20 protein-coding genes are annotated in these 20,052 nt (G+C 71.9%); 9 read left to right on the top strand and 11 right to left on the bottom strand.

The genetic code is table 11. The features are described 5' to 3' along the window. Positions 1 to 11: 11 nt before the first annotated feature. Both ligA and L107_RS01640 read right to left on the bottom strand, forming a co-directional pair. Positions 12 to 2,123, bottom strand: coding sequence for an NAD-dependent DNA ligase LigA (gene ligA, locus L107_RS01645; protein WP_159816151.1), 2,112 nt, complete (start codon positions 2,121 to 2,123; stop codon positions 12 to 14). Positions 2,124 to 2,126: 3 nt separating this feature from the next. Further along, the gene (locus tag L107_RS01640; RefSeq protein WP_159816150.1) at positions 2,127 to 2,549 is read right to left on the bottom strand and encodes a hypothetical protein; all 423 of its coding nucleotides are present in this window, start codon (positions 2,547 to 2,549) and stop codon (positions 2,127 to 2,129) included. A 61-nt stretch (positions 2,550 to 2,610) separates the two neighbouring features. Between L107_RS01640 and L107_RS01635 the strand changes: the two genes are divergently transcribed. The 3 genes from L107_RS01635 (at position 2,611) to L107_RS01625 (ending at position 4,583) form a co-directional block, all read left to right on the top strand. Continuing rightward, complete coding sequence (locus tag L107_RS01635; protein ID WP_159816149.1) at positions 2,611 to 3,153, top strand: SprT family zinc-dependent metalloprotease; 543 nt, start codon at positions 2,611 to 2,613, stop codon at positions 3,151 to 3,153. Positions 3,154 to 3,291: 138 nt separating this feature from the next. Continuing rightward, positions 3,292 to 3,993, top strand: coding sequence for a hypothetical protein (locus tag L107_RS01630; RefSeq protein WP_236550441.1), 702 nt, complete (start codon positions 3,292 to 3,294; stop codon positions 3,991 to 3,993). A 68-nt stretch (positions 3,994 to 4,061) separates the two neighbouring features. Beyond that, on the top strand, positions 4,062 to 4,583 hold the full coding sequence (locus tag L107_RS01625) for a DUF1269 domain-containing protein (RefSeq protein ID WP_106219487.1): 522 nt from the start codon (positions 4,062 to 4,064) through the stop codon (positions 4,581 to 4,583). On the opposite strand, the gene L107_RS01620 is transcribed toward L107_RS01625, so the two are convergent. From L107_RS01620 to mnmG, 4 genes are all read right to left on the bottom strand, one after another. Continuing rightward, on the bottom strand, positions 4,504 to 5,022 hold the full coding sequence (locus tag L107_RS01620) for a hypothetical protein (protein ID WP_106219486.1): 519 nt from the start codon (positions 5,020 to 5,022) through the stop codon (positions 4,504 to 4,506). The genes L107_RS01625 and L107_RS01620 overlap by 80 nt on opposite strands. Positions 5,023 to 5,099: 77 nt before the next feature. After that, on the bottom strand, positions 5,100 to 5,711 hold the full coding sequence (locus L107_RS01615; protein ID WP_159816148.1) for a chorismate lyase: 612 nt from the start codon (positions 5,709 to 5,711) through the stop codon (positions 5,100 to 5,102). Between the two features lie 18 nt (positions 5,712 to 5,729). Continuing rightward, entirely contained in the window at positions 5,730 to 6,569 is an 840-nt protein-coding gene (locus L107_RS01610) for a hypothetical protein (protein ID WP_159816147.1), read from the bottom strand. 26 nt (positions 6,570 to 6,595) lie between these two features. Next, positions 6,596 to 8,548, bottom strand: coding sequence for a tRNA uridine-5-carboxymethylaminomethyl(34) synthesis enzyme MnmG (gene mnmG, locus L107_RS01605; protein ID WP_159816146.1), 1,953 nt, complete (start codon positions 8,546 to 8,548; stop codon positions 6,596 to 6,598). A gap of 91 nt (positions 8,549 to 8,639) precedes the next feature. On the opposite strand from mnmG, the gene L107_RS01600 reads away from it, so the two are divergent. Next, on the top strand, positions 8,640 to 9,206 hold the full coding sequence (locus L107_RS01600; RefSeq protein ID WP_159816145.1) for a cysteine hydrolase family protein: 567 nt from the start codon (positions 8,640 to 8,642) through the stop codon (positions 9,204 to 9,206). 6 nt (positions 9,207 to 9,212) lie between these two features. Here the strand turns inward: L107_RS01600 and L107_RS01595 are convergent, their stop codons facing one another. The 4 genes from L107_RS01595 to L107_RS01580 all read right to left on the bottom strand — a co-directional run bounded on the left by L107_RS01595 (position 9,213) and on the right by L107_RS01580 (position 13,075). Then, positions 9,213 to 9,932, bottom strand: coding sequence for a sterol desaturase family protein (locus L107_RS01595; RefSeq protein ID WP_159816144.1), 720 nt, complete (start codon positions 9,930 to 9,932; stop codon positions 9,213 to 9,215). Between the two features lie 94 nt (positions 9,933 to 10,026). Beyond that, complete coding sequence (gene dnaB / locus L107_RS01590) at positions 10,027 to 11,436, bottom strand: replicative DNA helicase (protein WP_159816143.1); 1,410 nt, start codon at positions 11,434 to 11,436, stop codon at positions 10,027 to 10,029. A 118-nt stretch (positions 11,437 to 11,554) separates the two neighbouring features. Continuing rightward, positions 11,555 to 12,016, bottom strand: coding sequence for a 50S ribosomal protein L9 (gene rplI / locus L107_RS01585; RefSeq protein ID WP_106219480.1), 462 nt, complete (start codon positions 12,014 to 12,016; stop codon positions 11,555 to 11,557). A gap of 42 nt (positions 12,017 to 12,058) precedes the next feature. After that, complete coding sequence (locus tag L107_RS01580; protein WP_159816142.1) at positions 12,059 to 13,075, bottom strand: fatty acid desaturase; 1,017 nt, start codon at positions 13,073 to 13,075, stop codon at positions 12,059 to 12,061. A gap of 56 nt (positions 13,076 to 13,131) precedes the next feature. Here L107_RS01580 and L107_RS01575 point away from each other — a divergent pair, with 56 nt between their 5' ends. Continuing rightward, positions 13,132 to 13,947, top strand: a complete 816-nt coding sequence (locus L107_RS01575; protein ID WP_159816141.1) for a hypothetical protein — start codon at positions 13,132 to 13,134, stop codon at positions 13,945 to 13,947. A 1-nt stretch (position 13,948) separates the two neighbouring features. Here L107_RS01575 and L107_RS01570 read toward each other — a convergent pair whose 3' ends face one another. Further along, positions 13,949 to 14,827: an acyl-CoA desaturase gene (locus L107_RS01570; protein WP_370515330.1), complete on the bottom strand. Its 879-nt coding sequence runs from the start codon at positions 14,825 to 14,827 to the stop codon at positions 13,949 to 13,951. A 206-nt stretch (positions 14,828 to 15,033) separates the two neighbouring features. On the opposite strand from L107_RS01570, the gene L107_RS01565 reads away from it, so the two are divergent. The 4 genes from L107_RS01565 to L107_RS01550 all read left to right on the top strand — a co-directional run bounded on the left by L107_RS01565 (position 15,034) and on the right by L107_RS01550 (position 20,044). Beyond that, positions 15,034 to 16,320, top strand: coding sequence for a methionine gamma-lyase family protein (locus L107_RS01565; RefSeq protein ID WP_159816139.1), 1,287 nt, complete (start codon positions 15,034 to 15,036; stop codon positions 16,318 to 16,320). Between the two features lie 27 nt (positions 16,321 to 16,347). Next, positions 16,348 to 16,737, top strand: a complete 390-nt coding sequence (gcvH, locus tag L107_RS01560) for a glycine cleavage system protein GcvH (protein WP_159816138.1) — start codon at positions 16,348 to 16,350, stop codon at positions 16,735 to 16,737. 95 nt (positions 16,738 to 16,832) lie between these two features. Next, on the top strand, positions 16,833 to 19,724 hold the full coding sequence (gene gcvP, locus L107_RS01555) for an aminomethyl-transferring glycine dehydrogenase (RefSeq protein ID WP_236550455.1): 2,892 nt from the start codon (positions 16,833 to 16,835) through the stop codon (positions 19,722 to 19,724). A gap of 86 nt (positions 19,725 to 19,810) precedes the next feature. Next, positions 19,811 to 20,044 carry a hypothetical protein gene (locus L107_RS01550; protein ID WP_370515314.1) on the top strand — a complete coding sequence of 78 codons (234 nt, stop codon included), beginning with the start codon at positions 19,811 to 19,813 and terminating at the stop codon, positions 20,042 to 20,044. Positions 20,045 to 20,052 lie beyond the last annotated feature (8 nt).

Below are 20,052 nucleotides of genomic sequence, written 5' to 3'. Positions count from 1 at the left end.
ACGGGGCAGCCTCAGCCCGGATCCGCCGCCAGCAGCGCCCGCAGGCCGTCCTCATCCAGCACGGCAACGCCCAGGGACTGGGCCTTGGTGAGTTTGCCGCCGGCCTCCTCGCCGGCCACCACGTAGCTGGTGCGGCGGCTCACCGAGCCGCTCACCTTGCCCCCGGCCGCCTCGATCAGGGCCTGGGCCGCGGCGCGGCTCAGGGAGGGGAGGGTGCCGGTGAGCACGAAGCTGAGGCCCGCCAGGGGCGTCGCCGCCGGTGGCCCCCCATCGCCGCCAGCCGGCTCCGGGGGGGCGGCCAGGGAGAAGCCCAGCGCCCCCAGCTGCTCCAGCAGCAACCGGTTGGCCGGCGTGGCGAACCACTGCCGCAGGGACTGGGCGATCTCGGGGCCGATGCCGAAGACCGCCGTGAGCGGATCCGGTGCCTCCCCGGCCTCGGCGCCTTCGTCGGCTTCCCCGGCGAGGGCGGCGGCCTCCAGGGCTGAGGCGCTGGGGAAGGCCCGGGCCAGGGCCTTGGCATTCACCTCCCCCACGTGGTGGATGCCGAGGCCGTAGAGCTGGCGGTGCCAGGGCTGCTGCTTCGAGGCCTCCAGGGCGGCCACCAGCTTGGCGGCGGAGGTCTCCCCCATGCGTTCCAGGCTGGCCAGCAGGGCGGCATCGAGCCGGTAGAGGTCGGGGATCGAGGCCACCAGGCCCCGGTCCACCAGCTGCTCGATCAGCTTGATGCCCAGGCCGTCCACATCGAGGGCCCCCTTGCTCACCCAGTGGCGCAGGGACCCCCGCAGGATGGCGGGGCAGCCGTTGTTGACGCAGCGGGTGGCGGCCTCCCCCTCCTCCCGCACCAGGGCCGAACCGCACTCCGGGCAGGTGGGGGGCAGCTCCAGCCGACGGGCCCCCTGCGGCCGCAGCTCGACCAGCACCCGCACCACTTCCGGGATGATCTCGCCCGCCTTGCGCACCACGATCGTGTCGCCGGCGCAGAGATCCAGCTCCGCCAGACGATCGGCGTTGTGGAGGGTGGCGCGGCTCACGGTGGTGCCGGCCAGGGGCACCGGCTCGAATTCCGCCACCGGCGTGACGACCCCCGTGCGCCCCACCTGGCAGGTGAGGCGCAGCAGGCGGCTGGGGGCCTCCTCGGCGGCGTACTTGAGGGCGATCGCCCAGCGGGGCGCCTTCTGGGTGAAGCCCGCCTCCTCCTGCAGGCGCAGGTCATCGAGCTTCACCACCACCCCATCGGTGGCGTAGGGCAACCCGCGGCGCTCCTGCTCCCAGCGGTCGCAGAAGGCCTTCACCGCCGCCAGATCGGGGCAGAGGGCGCAGTGGGGGTTGACCCGGAACCCGGCCGCCTTCAGCCACGCCAGGGCCTGCCACTGGCTGCGGGGGCCGGCAGGGTCACCGGGGCCAGCCCGCCAGTCCTCGGGCAGGTGCAGGGTGTAGGCGAAGAACGACAGGCCCCGGGAGGCCACCACCTTCGGATCCAGCTGCCGCAGGGTGCCGGCACAGGCGTTGCGCGGATTGGCGAAGGGGGCCTCGCCCCGCTCGGCGCGCTCGGCGTTGATGGCGGCGAAGGTGGCGTCCGGGATGAAGGCCTCCCCGCGCACCTCCACCCAGGCCGGGGGCTGCTCCAGGTCGAGGCGCAGGGGCACGCTCCGGATCGTGCGCACGTTGGCGGTGATCTCCTCGCCCCGCTCCCCGTCCCCCCGGGTGGCGGCCCGCACCAGCACCCCCTGCTCGTAGCTGAGGGCGAGGGCGTTGCCGTCGATCTTGAGTTCCCCCACCATCGGCAGGGCCGGAGCGGGGGAGCCGGCCGGCGGCTCCCGGTCGAGCGCCCGCAGCAGCCGGGAGTACCAGCCGTCGAGCTCGTCGTGGGAGAAGGCGTTGTCGAGGCTCAGCAGGCCGATCCGGTGGGCCACGCTGGTGAACCCCTCGGCCGGGGCACCGCCCACCCGCCGGGTGGGGCTGTCGGGCCGGATCAGCTCCGGATCGCCCTCCTCCAGGGCCACGAGCTCCCGGTAGAGCCGGTCATAGACCGGGTCCTCCATCACCGGAGCATCGAGCACGTAGTAGGCGTGGGCGGCGCGGTTGAGCAGCCGCCGCAGTTCCTCCGCCCGGGCTTGGGCCACGGTTCAGGCGGCCGCCAGCCTGGTGATGCGGTCCACCCGCCAGGTCTCCTCCACCTTCACGAAGGTGAAGTCGAGGGGCAGCTCCTCCTTGCCGTCGCTCTTGAGCTTCACCGTCAGGATCACCTGGCCCTCCTGCAGCCGGGGTCGGCCGGACTTGAGGTTGCGGTACTTGTTGAGCTGCAGCCCGGCCAGGAAGCGGATGAACTGCTGCCGGTTGACGTGGGAGCGGTAGTTGCGGGTGGTCAGCAGGTAGGCGCCGTCCACCTGGCCGGAGGCCACCTGGGTGAAGAACTGCTTGATCAGCGGATTGATGCCCCGGGCGCTGAGCACCAGCTTCACCGCCGAGACGGTCCAATAGAGCAGCAGGCCACCGGCCCCCGCCAGCAGGAGCTTGGTGCCGATGTCGCGGGCCAGTCCCCAGTCCATGGTGATCCCATCCGTTCGCAGCGTTGCAGAGTCTGACGGACGACCCCACCAGAATGGGCCGATGCCCCTGGAACCGCTGCTGCCCCTGTTCCACCGGCTCAACCGCGAGCATTTCGACGGCCAGCTCACGCGGGAGAGCCGGCCGCTGGTGGACGTGCGCTGGAGCGACGGCCGCCTCACCCGCACCGCCGGGCTCTACCGCCGGGGGCGTCTGGCCGACGGGCGTGACCTCTGCGAGATCGTCCTCTCCCGCCCCCTGCTGGAGCCGCTGCCGCGGCAGGCCACCCTGGGCACCCTCTGCCACGAGATGATCCATGCCTGGGTGGACCGGGTGCTGGCGGTGCAGGAGGTCCATGGCCCCCGCTTCCGAACCCGGATGGAGCAGATCAACCGGGCCCAGGACGATTTCCAGGTGAGCCTGCGGCACCGCTATCCCCTGCCGGTGGCCGCCAGCCGCTGGATCGCCCGCTGCCCGCGCTGCGGCAGCCGCACCCCCTACCAGCGCCGCCGGCAGGGCCTGGCCTGCCGCCACTGCTGCGAGCGCCTCCATGGGGGACGCTGGGATGCGAGCTGCCTGCTGGTGTTCGAGCCCAACACCGCCTAGGTTCTGGCGCAGGTGTTGGGGCCGATGGCGACGTTTCTGTGGACCCTGGAATGGGGCGGCTTCACCATTGCCCTGGTGGGGATGGGGCGGGAGCACTGGCTCTCCGGTCGGCGCCGTTAAACTCGCCTGATGCATCCGATGGATCAGGGCGACGGCCGCATGCGGGATCCCTGGGACCACGATCCCCCCGAGCGCGAATTCCGCGACCGCGACCCCAGGGAACGCGAATTCCGTGACCGCGACCTTCCCCGGCGCCCCCGTGGCGGCAGCGATCCCCTCGACCAGCGCGTGGATCGCTGGGTGACCGCCGGTCGGCAGTTCGTCGAGGGGGTGGCGGGGTCCCGGCCCGGTGGCCGTCCAGCGGGGCGGGGGGGCGAGCGTCGCCCCCAGTTGCGGCCCCGGATCGACGACCTCGGCCGCTGGGTGGAGGGCCGGCTCGACTGGCTGCTCGACGACGGCGACGACTGGCGGGAACCCTGGCAGGAGAGCGACCGCGGCGCCCCCGGGGCCCCGGAGCCGGCCCCGGCTCCCCTCCGCTCCCGCCGGCCGATGCTCGAGGCGGTGTCCCGGCGCGGCCGCCCGGCGCCGCCGATCCGTCCCCCAGACGCCGAGGCCCGTGACGCCCCCGCCGCGCCCTCGGCGCCCTCGTCTCCCGCCACCGGGGCCGACGATGACTGGCCCGATGACGACAGCTTCACCCTGCCCCGCTGGCAGCGCCCGGAGCCGGCCCGGCGCGACGCCGGTGGCGATCGCCTCCCGGGCTCCGGTGCGCCGGACGCCGCCTTCACCCCACCGGCGGCCGGCCGGCCGCTGCCCCGCTCCACCCGCCGCCGTGCCTGAGCCGTCGACTCCGCCATTTCGGCGGGCAGTGGGTTAGGACTGACGTCGTTCCTGCAGGGATGTCGGCCATGAGCAGCCTGGTGGTGGTTGGGTTTCCGTCCGTCGAGGAGGCCGACCAGGTGCGGCGTCAGCTGGTGGAGATCCAGAAGGAGGAACTGATCGCCCTCGAGGACGCGGTGGTCGTCGAAGCCGAACCGGACGGCAAGGTGCGCCTGCACCAGTCGCTCAATCTCACCAAGGCCGGTGCCCTCGGCGGTGGCTTCTGGGGCACGCTCGTGGGGCTGCTGTTCCTCAACCCCCTGCTCGGGGCGGCCGTCGGCGCCGGCCTGGGGGCCGCCTCAGGTTCCCTGTCGGACCTGGGCATCAACGACAACTTCATGCGCGAGGTGGGGGAAACCCTCCCCCCCGGCAGCGCGGCCCTCTGCCTGCTGCTGCGCGACGCCACCCCCGACCGGCTGATCGAGCGGCTGCGGGTTCATGCGCCCCACGCCAAGCTGCTGCGCACCAACCTCAGCCATACCGACGAGGACCGGCTGCGTCAGATGCTCGAGCAGGCGAGCAAGCAGGCCCAGGCCCTGCGGCTGTCCTGAGCTTCGGGTTGACCCGGAAGCTGCAGCCCCGCTGACGCAATTCCCTGTTCACCGGCTTCACCAGGTCGCGGGGCACGTCAACGGCCATCTCCTCGGCCGAGATGCTGATCGACGGGGAGCCGTTCTGCAGGGCGCTGAGCAGATCGGCCCACAGGCTCACCATGGTGCGCTGGGCCTGGGGCACCAGCCCCAGGCGCTCGAGGTAGGGCGCGCACCCCTGGTGCAGCCAGAGGCTGGAGTGGTGATGGCCCGGCTGGGGCCGCATGGCCAGGCCGGCCGCCAGGGCTTCGGCGGTCGGTTCACCGCTGCTGCGCCGCAGGCCGGAGGCGACCAGCAGCTTTCCGGTGTGGACGGCGGAGACGCCGTAGCGGCGGCCCAGTTCGGTGAGGGTGAGCCAGTCCCCTCCCGGCGGGGTCTGGGCGCTGTGGCGGGTGGCCATGATCCGGTTTCGAATGACCGAATCCTGGCCAGGGAGCCTGGAGCGTCAATTCGTCAACAGCAAACCGCCACATGGCGTTACTGAATTGATGAGTCTTTACGAACAGATCCGGCCTGGGCCGGTCCCAGCCACCGCTCCAGCGCCGGGGAGAACACCTCCCGGATCACCGTGAGCTCCCGCCCGTGGCGAAAGAAGCGGTAATGCCGGCTCCAGAAGGGGCCGTCGCAGCCGAAACGCTCCGCCAGCCAGGGTTCCTGCACCTGGCCGAGGCCATCCACCTCGCGGTACAGCTCCGCCCGTCCTGCCGAGAGGCTGCGCCAGATCGGCAGCCGGCGGTCCTGCAGATGGGCCTCCGCCTCGGCCCGGTTCCACCAGCTCTCGGCCCAGCCCAGGGTCTGGGGGCCGCAGGTGAGCCACACCTGTCGCCGCAGCAGCGGCTCGGCCAGCTCGGCCACTTCCGCCGGCGCGCCGGCGGAGACCCCCGGCTCCGAGGCCATCGCGATCAGCTCCACCTCCACCGGATGGCCGGTGAGCAGCTGCAGATGGCGCGTCGGGCTGCCGTCCCCGAGCAGCAGCAGGGTCCACGGGCCGCTGAGCTCACCGCCGACCGGCGGCTGCGGGCGCTCGGCGGCACTGGCCTGCCACAGGCACGCGGGGGACGGCAGGAGGCCGCCGGTGGCTTGGTTCATGGCGGGCCGGGGGGCAGGTCAGTAGCCGTTGCTGATCGAGACGCGCCGCACCTCGCCGCCCCGTTCGATCATGGCAGTGTCGCCATCGGCGGAGCGGAGCCGCCAGCCGCTGGATCCGATCGCTTCGCCGACGCTGACGCTGGTGGAGCTCCCCCCCATCTGGAAGATCGCCGAGGCGGGCTGGCCCGCCGAGCCCACCACCCCCACCAGCTCGGGAACGGGCCCGCCGCTTGGGGCGGCGCTGCGTTGGGCGTAGCCCCCGTCCCCACCGGTGGCGGGGGGCGCGGCGGCGGCCAGTTTCGGACTCACCGGCACCCGCAGGACCGGGGCCCTGGAGCCCTCCGGCTGGGGCAGCTGGGAGAGCTGCTCGATCCAGGGCTCTTCCGGCGGCGGTGGCAGCTGGTCGCTGGCGAGCGGCAGCACGGACGGGCCCCCGGCCAGGTTGGCGCCGACACCGGCGCCGAGCGGGGCGGGGTTGGCCGGACCGAGGCTGCGCAGCCGCTCCACCAGCAGCAGGCTGCGTTCCTGGCTGAGGGCCTGCTGCATGCGGCTGGAGTGGGTGAGGTACAGCACCGAACTGGCGACGCTGACCATGCAGACCCCGCCCATGGCCGTGAGCAGCAGGGTGTTGCGGTCGGGCCGCGACGGGGCCGGCGCCGGAGCGGCGGGCCGTCCCCGCAGCCGCCGCACCGCGGGGGCCAGGGGCAGGGCCGGGGGGGGCTCGGCCTGGGAGGCCACGTCGAGATCGATGGTGGCCTCCGGGTCGAAGACCCGGTTCATCATCTGCTCGGCCTTCAGCTCCCAGTAGGCGCGGGAGGTGGGAATGCCGCGCAGGGGACGCCGAGGGGAGGGGCTCATCTGCAGTCCTCGGCGTCAGGCGTGCGTCACTGTAACGATGCTTCCACGGTCTGACGAGGGGCCGGTGGCTCCCGGCGCCGCTGCAGCTCCAGCCAGAGCAGCAGGGCGTTGACATCGGCGGGGCTGACCCCGGGAATGCGGGAGGCCTGGCCCAGGCTCTGGGGCTGGATCGCCGCCAGTTTCTCGCGGGCTTCCGCCGAGAGGGTGCCGATGGCGGCGTAGTCCACACCAGGGGGGATGGCGCGGTCGAGCTGGCGCCGCACTCGCGCGATCTGCTGTTCCTGGCGGGCCAGATAGCCGCTGTACTTGATGTCGATCTCGGCGCCGTCGCGCACATCGATCGGCAGATCCGGATCCATCAGCCCCATCCGCACCAGATCCTCGCCGTGCAGGCCCGGCCGGCGCAGCAGATCGGCCAGGGTGATCGAGCCGTTGATGCCGGCACCGGTGGCGGCGGCCACGGCGGTGGCGGCGGGGTCGGAGGCCTTGAGCCGCACCGTTTCCAGCCGCTGCTTCTCGGTGTCGATGGCGGCCTGCTTCTGCTCGAACAGGCGCCAGCGCCGTTCGTCGATCAGGCCCAGCCGGCGGCCGAGGGGCGTGAGGCGGCGATCGGCGTTGTCGCCGCGCAGCACCAGGCGGTACTCGCTGCGGCTGGTCAGCACCCGGTAGGGCTCCTTGAGGTCCTGGGTGACCAGGTCGTCGATGAGGGTGCCGATGTAGCTGCCCTCCCGGGGGAAATGCACCGGGTCCTGGCCCCCCAGCAGCCGGGCGGCGTTCAGCCCGGCCACCAGCCCCTGGGCGGCGGCCTCCTCGTAGCCGGTGGTGCCGTTGAGCTGGCCCGCCGAGAACAGGCCCCGCAGCCGCTTGGTTTGCAGGGAGGGCTCCAGCTGGGTGGCGGGCAGGATGTCGTAGTCGACGGCGTAGGCGGGGCGCAGCATCACGCAGGCCTCCAAGCCCGGAAGCGTCCGCAGCAGGGCCAGCTGCAGCGATTCGGGCAGGCCGGTGGAGAAGCCCTGGACATACAGCTCGGGCGTGTCGCGCCCCTCCGGCTCCAGGAAGATCTGGTGGCTGTCCTTGTCGGCGAAGCGCACGATCTTGTCCTCGATCGAGGGGCAGTAGCGGGGCCCCTTGCTGTCGATGAAACCGCCGTAGATCGGCGTCAGGTGCAGGTTGTCGCGGATCAGCCGGTGGGTGGCCGCCGTGGTGCGGGTGATGTGGCAGGCCATCTGCTCGCCGCTCACCCGGGCGGTGGGATCGAAGCTGAAGAAGCGGTCGGCGGCGTCGCTGGGCTGCTCCTCCAGCTGGTCGAGGGCCACGCTGCGCCGGTCGACGCGGGCGGGGGTGCCGGTCTTGAGCCGGTCGGTGCGGAAGCCCAGGGCCTGCAGGGCTTCGGTGAGCCCTTCGGCGGGCTGCTCGCCGGCCCGGCCCGCCGCCATCGAGCGGTTGCCCACCCAGATGCGGCCGCCCAGGAAGGTGCCGGTGGTGAGGATCACGGCACCGGCGGCGTAGACGCTGCCGAAGTAGGTGCGCACCCCGATCACCCGCGCCTGGCCCGCCGGGTCGTGGGGATCGCCCTCCAGCTCCAGCCCCGTGACCATCGCTTCGCGCAGGGCCAGGTGGGGGGTGTGCTGCAGCAGCTGCAGCATCTGGCGGGCGTAGTGGCGTTTGTCGGTCTGGGCCCGCAGCGCCCACACGGCGGGGCCGCGGCTGGCGTTGAGCAGCCGTTTCTGCAGGGCGGTGGCATCCGCCAGCCGGCCGATGACGCCCCCCAGGGCATCCACCTCGTGCACCAGCTGGCTCTTGGCCGGGCCGCCCACGGCCGGGTTGCAGGGCTGCCAGGCGATGCGGTCGAGGTTGAGCGTGAACAGGGCCGTCGAGACCCCCAGCCGCGCGGCGGTGAGGGCCGCCTCGCAGCCGGCATGGCCGCCGCCGACCACGATCAGGTCGAAGCGTTCGGTGGGGTCTGCGCTCAGGGCCATGCCTTGAATGTATGGCGTGGCCGGGGCCGGTGGGGCCGGGGGACACGGCCGGGCGGCCGAAGATGGACCCCCGCGGCCGAGGTATCCCCCCATGCGCACCGCCCTGGTGCTGATCGATCTGATCAACGACCTCATCCACCCCGACGGGGCGATGCCCACCTACGCCGCCGAAGTGCAGCGGCGCGGGGTGCTGGCGGCGGCCAACCAGGCGCTGGAGCGGGCCCGCGCCCGGGGCTGGCCCACGCTCCTGGTGAAGGTGGCCTTCCGGGCCGGCTACCCGGAGCTGTCCGCCCATGCCCCGTTCCTGGGCCGGGCCCGGGAGCTGGGGGGCCTGCGCCTGGGCCAGTGGGGCACGGACTTCCACGCCGATCTGGCGGTGGAGCCCGGCGACCCGGTGCTGGTGAAGCACCGGGTGAGCCCCTTCCACGGCACCGCCCTGGCGACGCTGCTGCGGGCCGCGGGGACCGAGCGGCTGCTGCTGGGGGGTGTGAGCACCGCCTGGGCGCTTCAGGCGGCGGTCCGGGAGGGCCACGACCGGGACTTCCGGGTGGTGCTGGTGGAGGACGCCTGCGCCGCGGCGAGCCCGCAGGAGCACGACCAATCCATCGGACAGCTCTCCCGCCTGGCCGCCGTGGTGCGGGCCGCCGATCTGGCCTGATCGCGCTCAGGCGGCCGGTGGCTGCAGCGAGGCGGCGTAGGCGGGATCCTCGGTGCCGAACACCCGATCCCAGAAGGTGAAGTAGAGCCCGAAATGGTGGCCGTGGCGGCGGTGGTGCACGGAGTGGTGGGCGGGGCCGATCAGCCAGCGCCCCAGCCAGTGGTGGGGGAAGTGGAGCGGCAGCACCTCCAGGCCCAGATGGTTGACCACGGCCCACACCGTCATCGTGGTGAGCACCGCCAGCAGGGTGGCGAAATGCAGGGGAATCAGCAGCACGATGCCGACCAGGAACACGGCCTGAACAACGGCCTCCAGCGGGTCAAAGGCGAAGGAGGTCCAGGGTGTGGGCTGCCGTGATCGGTGGTGGCCCCGGTGAAACCAGGGGAACAGTTTCGGCTGGTGAAACAGACGGTGGGTGGCGTAGAAATAGGCGTCCTGCAGCACCAGTACGGCCAGGTAACTGAGTGGCAGGGTCCACCAGCTTTCGGCATGGATCTGGCCATGCAGGCGGGTCAGGCCCTGCTCCTGCAACGTCATCACCAGGGCGGTGGCCAGGGAGAAGATGGCGGCGGAGATGACGGACAGCTGGATGTCATTGAGAACCGATACCCTGGCCTCCTGCCGTTGATACAGAAGCCAGTGGGCAAAGCCGGCCATGGCGAGATAGCGCGCCAGAATGATGCCGAAGAACGTGAACACATAGAACCAGAAGGAATGATGCTGCACGTATAGCTTCGCGATGCCTTGATCCTGACACTACTGCCAGTTTCGCTGGCGCGATACGGCGGATATCCCTATGCCGTGACGCGCTGCAGCGGATCTAGGCAGCGAGATTGCGGAAGCGGGTGAACTGGGGTTCGAACAGCAGTTTCACGGTGCCGACGGGGCCGTTGCGGTGCTTGGTGACGATCACTTCGGTGATGCCGCGGTCGGCGGTTTCCGGGTTGTAGTACTCGTCGCGGTAGATCATCAGCACCAGATCGGCATCCTGCTCGATTGAACCCGATTCCCGCAGGTCGCTGAGCATGGGGCGCTTGTTGGTGCGGGACTCGACACCGCGGCTGAGCTGGGAGAGGGCGATCACGGGCACGTGCAGCTCGCGGGCCATGCCCTTGAGGCCCCGGGTGATGCGGGAGAGTTCCTGCACCCGGTTGTCCGGGGTGCTGCCCTCCATCAGCTGCAGGTAATCGATCACGATCAGGCCCAGTTCCTTGCCGGTTTCGGCCATCAGGCGCCGGCAGAGGGAGCGCATCTCGAGCACGCCGGAATTGGGCTTGTCATCGATGAACAGGGGCAGCTGGCCGAGGCTGTTGATGCCCTGGCCCAGCAGGGGCCATTCCTCCTGCTGCAGGCGGCCGGTGCGCAGGCGGCCGCTCTCGATGCCCACCTCCATCGACAGCAGGCGGTAGGTGAGCTGTTCCTTGCTCATCTCCAGGCTGAACACGCAGACCGGCAGCTGGTGCAGCTGGGCCACGTTCTTGGCGATGTTGAGCACGATCGAGGTCTTGCCCATGGCGGGCCGTCCGGCGACGATGATCAGGTCACTGCGCTGCAGGCCCTGGGTGATGGCGTCCAGGTCGTAGAAGTTGACCGGGATGCCGGCGACGGCGGTGCCGAGGGAGCGGCTCTCGATCTCGTTGAAGGTGCTGGTGAGGATCTCGGCGGTGGGGGTGAGGCCGGCGGTGGGCTTCTCCTGGCTGATGGCGAAGATCTTCTGCTCCGCCTGATCGAGCACCTGCTCCATCGGCAGGCTCTGGTCGAAGCCGAGGCGGATCACCTCGTTGGCGGAGCGGATCAGCTGGCGCCGCAGGTGCTTGTCCATCACCAGCCGGGCCACCTGGTCGATGGAGGCGGTGGAGAGGGTGCGCTCCACCAGCTCCACCAGCCGGGAGCTGCCGCCCACCTTCTCCAGCTGGCCGGTGTCGGCCAGCCAGGCGGCTATGGCGGTGAGATCGGTGGGCTTGCCCTGGCTGTGCAGCATCAGGGCAGTGCGGTAGATCTCCCGGTGGGCGCCCAGATAGAAGGCCTCGGGGCGCAGCACGTCGGCGACCCGGCCGATGGCGTCGGGGTCGAGCAGGATGCCGCCGAGGACCGACTCCTCCGCCTCCAGGTTCTGGGGCGGAACGGAATCGGGCAGGGCCTCAAAGCCGGCCTGCTCGTCGCGCCGGGACGCCGGCCGCGGGCCGTCGGGCCGGGGTGGGTCGGAACCAGCCAGGGGCACGCTCACCATGGGCAGGACTCCAGAACGCGACGGACCGGAGGAAATGCCGGATCGGTCGGGATCGGGCGCCGGTGAGGAGGATCACTCTGGCGCCCGGGGCGGAAAAGTTCGGTTCGCGGCTGGCCGATCAGTAGCTGACCACTTCCAGGTTGACGTCGGCGACGACCTCGGGGTGCAGCTTGACCTGCACCTTGTAGGAACCGGTGCGGTGGATCTCGGGAACGGTGATGACGCGCCGATCCACCTCCTTCTTGGTGGCCGCCTCGATGGCCTCGGCCACGTCACCGTTGGTGACGGTGCCGAACAGGACATCGTCGCCGCCGGTCTGCTTCTTGACGGTGAAGCGGCCGATGGTGTCGAGGGCGGTGCGGAAGGCGATCGCCTCGGCCTTCAGGGCCGCCTGGCGCTCCGCCTCCTTGGCCCGGCGGTGCTCCACCTGACGCAGCACCGCGGCGGTGACGGCCAGGGCCTTGCCGGTGGGAAGGAGGTAGTTACGGGCGTAGCCGGGAGCGACATCCACCAGGTCCCCGTCTTTGCCCAGGGAAAGGATGTCCTCGCTCAGGACCACCTGCACACGCTTCTTGACCATGACAACGCCCCGGCTGAGCCATCTGAAATCATATTGGCAAGCCTACGACATGGCCCTGGTGGGGGCGGCGGCCCGCGGCAGGCGGACCTGGGTGGCCAGGCCCAGGGCGCGCATCAGGCGGATGTGCTGCCAGGTGAGGTCGAACTGGCGGGGGCCGAAGCCATGGCGGGCCGAATGGGGATAGGCGTGGTGGTTGTTGTGCCAGCCCTCACCGAAGGTCAGCGCCGCCACCCAGGGGTTGTTCTTCGACTTGTCGCCGCTGTCGTGGACGGCCTCGCCCCACATGTGGGTGGCCGAATTCACCAGCCAGGTGCACTGGTAGACGAGGACCAGGCGCAGGGGGATGCCCCACAGCACCAGGGCCCAGCCGCCGGCGCCGGTGACGGTGCCGATCCAGAACAGCAGCAGGCCCAGGGGCACCTGGAGCAGCAGGAAGCCCTTGTTCAGCCAGCGGTAGTAGGGGTCGGCGGCCAGGTCGCCGGTGAGCCGGGGCACGGCGGCCATGGCGGGAATCTCCTCGAACATCCAGGCCATGTGGGACCACCAGAAGCCCTTGTTGCTGTCGTGGTGATCCGCTTCCGTATCGGAGAACTTGTGGTGGTGGCGGTGCAGGCCCACCCAGTCGATGGGGCCGTGCTGGCAGCTGAGGGCACCGCAGGTGGCGAAGAAGCGCTCCAGCCACTGGGGAACGCGGAAGGAGCGGTGGCTGAGCAGGCGGTGGTAGCCGATCGTGACGCCCAGGCAGGCGGTGACCCAGTACATCACCAGCAGGGCGCCCACGGCCTCCAGGCTCCAGAAGCGGGGCAGCAGGGCCACCACCGCCAGGATGTGGATCACGACCATGAAACCGATCGTGCCCCAGCGGGTGCCCTTGGGGGAGACGCCGCGGGGCTCGCCGCGGCGCGGATCGTGCAGGGCCCGCGCCCGGACCAGGGCATCGGCCCCCTGGTTGATGGTGGCGGGGCGGCGGGTGTGGCGGGCCCTGGTGCCGGCATCGCGGCGGTTGCCGGATGGGGCGACGGGCGGGATGCCTGGGCGGGAGAGGGGGGTGACGGCCATGAAGGACCGGGCTCCAGTTGAGTGACTACAATGGTAGCAATACGAATCCTGATCGAGTGGGATATCGAGACGAACTCGTATCTGGCCGCGTCGCCTTCGCCCACCTGATTCGCGTCTGGCATGAGCGCAATGGCTGGTCCCACCGGGTTCTGCCGATGCTGGCCGAGGCCCTCGACCTGGGTCGGGTGCACAACTCCCAGCTCTCGATGCTGCGCAACGGCAAGCTCGCCTCCCCGGGCCCGGAGGTGTTCCTGGCCCTGGGCAGCGTCAACCTCTGGCTCGATGCCCAGGCCCCCGGGGGCCGGCTGGAGCCGCTCCCGGCCCGCACCCTGCTGGCGGCCAACCCCGAGCTGTTCGAAGCCCTCAGCAGCTCGGCCCTGCCGGTGCGCGACGAGCAGCAGCGGGTGCTGGGGCCCGGGGCCCTGCTGGAGGTGTTCGTGGGCTTCCGCCAGCCGCCGGCCAGCTTCGACCTGCGCATCAGCGAGGCGGAGGCCGCCGGGCTCAGTGCCGCCCTCGCCCAGCTGCTCACCGCCGGCCGGCCCTGGCGCGACTGCCGCGACCGGCTGATGGCGGCCTATCCGGTGGCTAAGCGCCAGCGGCGGGAGCGCTTCGCCGAGGTGATCGCCGGCCAGCGCGACTACACGGCGGTGGAACTCGACGCCGAGCTGCCCGAGCTGCGGCGCACCCTGGCGGCCCTGGGGGCGGCGGGGGAGGAGGAACTGGGCCCGGACCGCTTCCTGGAGCTGCTGCGGCAGCGGGCCCGCCGGCTGCAGGGGGACGGCGCCGGTGAGGGGCCGGACGACCTGGCGGCCGCCATCCGGCGCGAGATCGGCACGGCGATTCCGGCCACGGCGGAGCCGGCCGAGCGCTGAGTCAGGCGCCGGCGCCCGCGTCGGCGCGTCGGCCGAAGCCCGGGGCGATGCGCACCTTCCTGGCCAGGCCGAGGGCCCGCAGGGCGCGGATGTGCTGCCAGGTGATGTCGAACTCGAACCAGCGCAGCCCGTGGCGGGCCGAGTGGGGGTAGGCGTGGTGGTTGTTGTGCCAGCCCTCCCCGAAGGTGAGCAGGGCCACCCACCAGCAGTTGCGGGAGCGGTCCGGGCAGTCGAAGTTGCGGTAGCCGAAGGCGTGGGTGGCGGAGTTCACCAGCCAGGTGACGTGATACACGAGCACCAGCCGCAGGGGGATGGCCCAGAGCACCAGCCCCAGGCCGCCGCCATGGACGCCCGCGGCGTTGCCGTACCAGTAGAGGGCGGCCCCCAGGGGCAGCTGCAGCAGCAGGAACCAGCGATCCAGCCAGCGGTAGAAGGGGTCCTTCTCCATGTCGCCGGTGAAGCGATGGATCTCGGTGAGGGCCGGGATCCTGTGCAGCATCCACTCGCTGTGGGCCCACCAGAGGCCGCGGGCGGCGTCGTGGTGGTCGTTGGGCTGGTCGGAGAAGAGGTGGTGGTGGCGGTGCAGGCCCACCCACTCGATCGGGCCGCTCTGGCAGGCCAGGGTGCCCATCAGCACCAGCAGGCGCTCCACCCAGCGGGGCGCCTCGAAGCCCCGGTGCGCCACCAGGCGATGCAGCCCCAGGGTCACCCCCAGCACCGTGGCCCAGTAGAGGACCGCCAGCACGATCACCCCCTGCAGGCTCCAGAAGCGGGGCAGCAGGGCGAAGACCGCCCCCACGTGGATGGCCAGCATGAAGCCGGTGGTGCCGGTCTTGAACCTGCGCTGGTTGGCCGGCAGGGGCGGCCGGGGCCGTTCCATGGCCGCCAGCAGCTGGGCCTTCTTGCGGGAATGGCTGGTGTCCTGCAGGGGGACGCGCACGGTCCGGGCGCTCTGGCCTGATCGGGAGGCTTCGGATCGTGCGACCAAGCGGTTCTCCGGTGGAAGGGCGGGTGGGCTCTGGGGCTTGGCTTCCCATCCTCACCCACGGCGACGATGGCAGAGTGACCCCTGCTGGCCCCAGGGCTTTGGAGCAGGTCTGTCCCGGCCCCGCCGACACCGTCGCCGCTGCCCTTGCGCGGCTAGCCCCGGTGGCCGCCCGCCGCACCGCCGCCGTGCGGCCCCGGCTGGGCCGGGTGCTGGATGCCTTCGCCGCCGAACGCCTGGGGGTGCATCACTTCGCCTCGGTCAGCGGCTACGGCCACGGCGACCTGGGCCGGGAGGTGCTGGATCGGGTCTTCGCCCGGGTGCTGCAGGCCGAAGCCGCCGCTGTGCGGCTGCAGTTCGTCAGCGGCACCCATGCCATCACCGCCGCCCTGTTCGGCGTGCTGCGGCCCGGCGACCGGCTGCTGGCCCTCACCGGCCGGCCCTACGACACCCTTGAGGAGGTGATCGGCCTGCGGGGCACCGGCCAGGGGTCCCTGGCCGAGTTCGGCATCACCTACGACGAGCTGCCCCTCGGCGCCGATGGCGAGGTGGACGAGGCGGGCCTGGAGGACGCCCTGGCCCCCAAGACCCGGATGGTGCTGATCCAGCGCAGCTGCGGCTACAGCTGGCGCCCCTCCCTGCCCGTGGCCACGATCGGGCGCCTGTGTGAGCGGGTCAGGGCGCTGCGGCCGGACTGTGTCTGCTTCGTCGACAACTGCTACGGGGAGCTGGTGCAGGAGCTGGAACCCACCGCCGTGGGGGCCGACCTGATCGCCGGCTCCCTGATCAAGAACCTCGGCGGCACCATCGCCCCGACGGGGGGCTACGTCGCCGGCCGTCGCGACCTGGTGGAAATGGCCTGCTGCCGTCTCACCGCCCCGGGCATCGGCAGCGAGGGCGGCACCGGATTCGACCAGTACCGCCTGCTGTTCCAGGGGCTGTTCCTGGCCCCCCAGATGGTGGCCGAGGCCCTGATCGGGGCCGATCTGGTGGCCGAGGTGTTCGCCGGTCTGGGCTTTGCGGTGAACCCCTCCGCCGGTGCCGAGCGCAGCGATGTGATCCAGGCGGTGCGGCTCGGCCATCCCGAACGGCTGATCGCCGTCTGCCGGGCGTTCCAGCGCAGCTCACCGGTGGGGGCCTACCTGGATCCGGTGCCGGCCCCCATGCCCGGCTATGCCAGTGATCTGGTGATGGCGGGCGGCACCTTCATCGACGGCAGCACCAGCGAGTTCTCCGCCGACGCGCCGCTGCGGGAGCCCTGGGTGCTCTACGCCCAGGGGGGCACCCACCACGGCCATGTGGCCCTGGCCCTGGAGCGGGCCCTGGCGGCGATGGCGTCCCTTGGTGACATCGGGGAGGCCCCGGCCTGCGCCGCTCGGTCAGACTGACGGCCGCTTCTCCGCATCGCACCGGCCTTGGCGCACTCCTTCCCCGACGACTGCCGCTATTCCGAGAGCCACGAATACGTGCGCCCGGAGGGTGATCTGGTGCGGCTCGGGATCAGTTCCTTCGCCGTCGACCAGCTGGGGGACATCGTCTTCGTCGAGCTGCCGGCGGTGGGTGCCGCCCTCGCGAAGGGCACCAGTTTCGGCAGTGTCGAGTCGGTCAAGGCGGTGGAGGATCTGATGGCTCCGGTGAGCGGCACCGTGGAGGCGCGCAACGAGGCGGTGCTCGCCAGCCCCGAGGAGCTCCAGAACGATCCCTATGGGGAGGGCTGGCTGCTGCTGGTGCGGCTGGGGGCCCCCGCTGAGCTCGACGACCTGATGGATGCCGCCACCTACGGGGCCAAGGTGCAGGCGGGCTGATTGTCCTTAGGATCCCGCCACCTCCACGCCGAACGCCCGTGTCCGCCTCCTTCCTGGTCCGGCATCTGGGTCCGGATCCCGAGGATCAGCAGCGGATGCTGGCGGAGCTCGGCCTCGGGTCCCTCGACCAGCTGGCGGCCGAGGTCGTTCCCGCCGACATCCTGCTGACGGCGGCGGAGGCCGCGGTCGGTCTGCCGCTGCCCTGCCCGGAGGCCCAGGCCCTGAAGGAGCTGGGGGCGCTGGCCTCCCGCAACCAGGTGCTGCGCAGCCTGATCGGCCTCGGCTACCACGGCACGGCGACGCCGGCCCTGATCCAGCGCCATGTGCTGGAAAACCCCTGCTGGTACACCGCTTACACCCCCTACCAGGCGGAGATCGCCCAGGGGCGCCTGGAGGCCCTGCTCAACTTCCAGACCCTGGTCAGTGAGCTGACGGGGCTGCCGATCGCCAACGCCTCCCTGCTGGATGAGGCCACCGCCGCCGCCGAGGCGATGGCGATGGCGGCGGCGGTCACGACGCGCCGCGGCGCCCGCCGCTTCCTGGTCGACCGGGCCGTCCTGCCCCAGACCCTGGCCGTGCTCCACACCCGGGCCGAGCCCCTGGGGATCGCCATCGAGACGTTCGACGCCGAAGCTGCCGCCAGCGGCCCCGAGGCGGTGCTGGGCGAGGACGTGTTCGGCCTGCTGCTGCAGCTGCCCGGGGTTGAGGGGCGGCTCTGGGATCCCTCGCCGCTGCTGGCGGCGGCCCGCTCCCTCGGGGTGATCAGCACGGTGGCCGTGGATCCCCTCGCCCAGGCCCTGCTGGCGCCGGTGGGCGGGCTGGGCGCCGACATCGCCGTCGGCAGCCTGCAGCGCTATGGCGTGCCGATGGGCTTCGGGGGGCCCCACGCCGCCTTCTTCGCCACCCGGGAGGCGTTCAAGCGCCAGATTCCCGGCCGCCTGGTGGGCCAGTCGAAGGATGCGGAGGGGAACCCGGCCCTGCGGCTGGCCCTCCAGACCCGGGAGCAGCACATCCGGCGCGACAAGGCCACCAGCAACATCTGCACCGCCCAGGTGCTGCTCGCCGTGATGGCGAGCTTCTATGCGGTCCACCACGGCCCCGATGGCCTCGAGGTCATCGCCCGCCGCCTGCCCGTCCTGCGCCAGGGGCTGGTGCTCGCCCTCGACACCCTTGGCCTGCCCGCCGATCCCGGGGCCGGCTTCGACACCGTCGTGGTGCGCACCGCCGCGGCCCCCGCCCTGCGCCAGCGGGCCGTGGCCGCCGGCTTCAACCTCCGCTGCGGCGTCCGCGGCGACGACGGCGCGGCCGCCCTGGCCATCAGCCTCGATGAACTCTCCACGCCCGAGGAGCTGGCCGCCATGCTGACCGCCCTGGCGCCGGATGCCGCCGCCGCCGCCGCGGCCCAGGCGGCCCTGCGGGCCGGCCTGTCCACCCTGGAGGCCCGGCCCCTGGCGGAGCTGCTCGAGGGCGTGCCCCTGCGCCAGGACCCCTGGCTGCGCCAGGAGGTGTTCCATCGCTATCGCAGCGAGACGGAGCTGCTGCGCTACATCCAGCGCCTGGTGAGCAAGGACCTGTCGCTGGTCCACGGCATGATCCCCCTCGGCAGCTGCACCATGAAGCTCAACGCCGCCGCCGAACTGGCGCCGGTGAGCTGGCCGGCCTTCGCCCAGATCCATCCCTTCGCCCCCGCCGACCAGACCACCGGCTACGGCGCCCTGGTGGCGGATCTGGAGGCCTGGCTGGGGGCGATCACGGGATTTGCGGGGGTGTCCCTGCAGCCGAACGCCGGCTCCCAGGGGGAGTACGCCGGCCTGATGGTGATCCGGGCCTGGCACCGCAGCCGGGGTGAGGGCCATCGCCAGGTGTGCCTGATCCCCACCAGCGCCCACGGCACCAACCCGGCCAGCGCCGTGATGGCGGGGATGCGGGTGGTGGCGGTGGCCTGCGACGCCCAGGGCAACATCGACATCGCCGACCTGGAGGCCAAGGCCGCGGCCCATGCCGCCGACCTGGCGGCCCTGATGGTCACCTACCCCTCCACCCACGGGGTGTTCGAGACCGGCATCCGCCGCATCTGCCAGGTGGTGCATGACCACGGCGGCCAGGTGTACCTGGACGGCGCCAACCTCAACGCCCAGGTGGGCCTCTGCAAGCCCGGCCTCTACGGCGCCGACGTCTGCCACCTCAACCTGCACAAGACCTTCTGCATCCCCCACGGCGGCGGCGGCCCCGGGGTGGGACCGATCGGCGTGGCGGCCCACCTGGTGCCGTTCCTGCCCTCCCACCCCCTGGCCGCGGCAGGCGCCGGCGGGGCGGCCGGTGAGGCCATCGGTCCGGTGTCGGCGGCGCCCCTGGGCAGTGCCGGCATCCTGCCGATCAGCTGGATGTACATCCGCATGATGGGCGGCTCGGGCCTGCGCACCGCCAGCCAGGTGGCCCTGCTGGCGGCCAACCTGATCGCCGAGCGTCTCGAACCCCATTTCCCGGTGCTCTACCGGGGCCGGGGCGGCCGGGTGGCCCACGAGTGCATCCTCGACCTGCGGCCCCTCAAGCGCAGCTGCGGCCTGGAGGTGGACGATCTGGCCAAGCGGCTGATGGACTACGGCTTCCATGCCCCCACCGTCAGCTGGCCCGTGGCCGGCACGGTGATGGTGGAGCCCACCGAGAGCGAGTCGCTGGCGGAGATCGACCGCTTCTGCGCCGCCATGGAGGGGATCCGCCGTGAGGCCTGGGCCATCGAGACCGGCGCCGCCGACCCCCTCGACAACCCGCTCAAACAGGCGCCCCACACCCTGGCGGCGGTCACCGCCGACCACTGGGATCGGGCCTACAGCCGCAGTGAGGCGGCCTTCCCCGCCGGGGAGAGCCAGCGGCAGGCCAAGTTCTGGCCGGCCGTCGCCCGCATCGACAACGCCTTCGGGGATCGGAACCTCGTCTGCACCTGCCCGAGCGTCGAGGAAGTGGCAATCCCGGAACTGGCCGCCTGAGTGTTCCGGCGGTACCTTTTCTCCCCGGGATGGCGCATCATTGCTGTGCCATCCCCACACGGCGATGGCAACCGCCTTTCATTGTCATGGGGTTCATGAACGGCAACGACAGTTCAGGCGGTGAGCCGGGCACGGGGATCCTTTCCCCGGATCTGCCGCAGGCCAGCCAGCGGGTGGACGGCACCAATGTGGTGCGGGTGCCCTTCGGGGTGCGCCGGGCCCGGCGCCGCCGCCCGGAGCGGCCCGACCACTGGGCCACCCTCGTCCTTCCTTTCCAGGCGGGTGGCGGCGGATCGCCCACGCCCCCCCACGCGGCCTAGGCCGGCGT

The sequence above is a fragment of the Cyanobium sp. Copco_Reservoir_LC18 genome (assembly GCF_009834675.1).
Lineage (GTDB): Bacteria > Cyanobacteriota > Cyanobacteriia > PCC-6307 > Cyanobiaceae > Cyanobium > Cyanobium minutissimum.
This window is presented reverse-complemented; position numbering and strand designations above follow the sequence as displayed.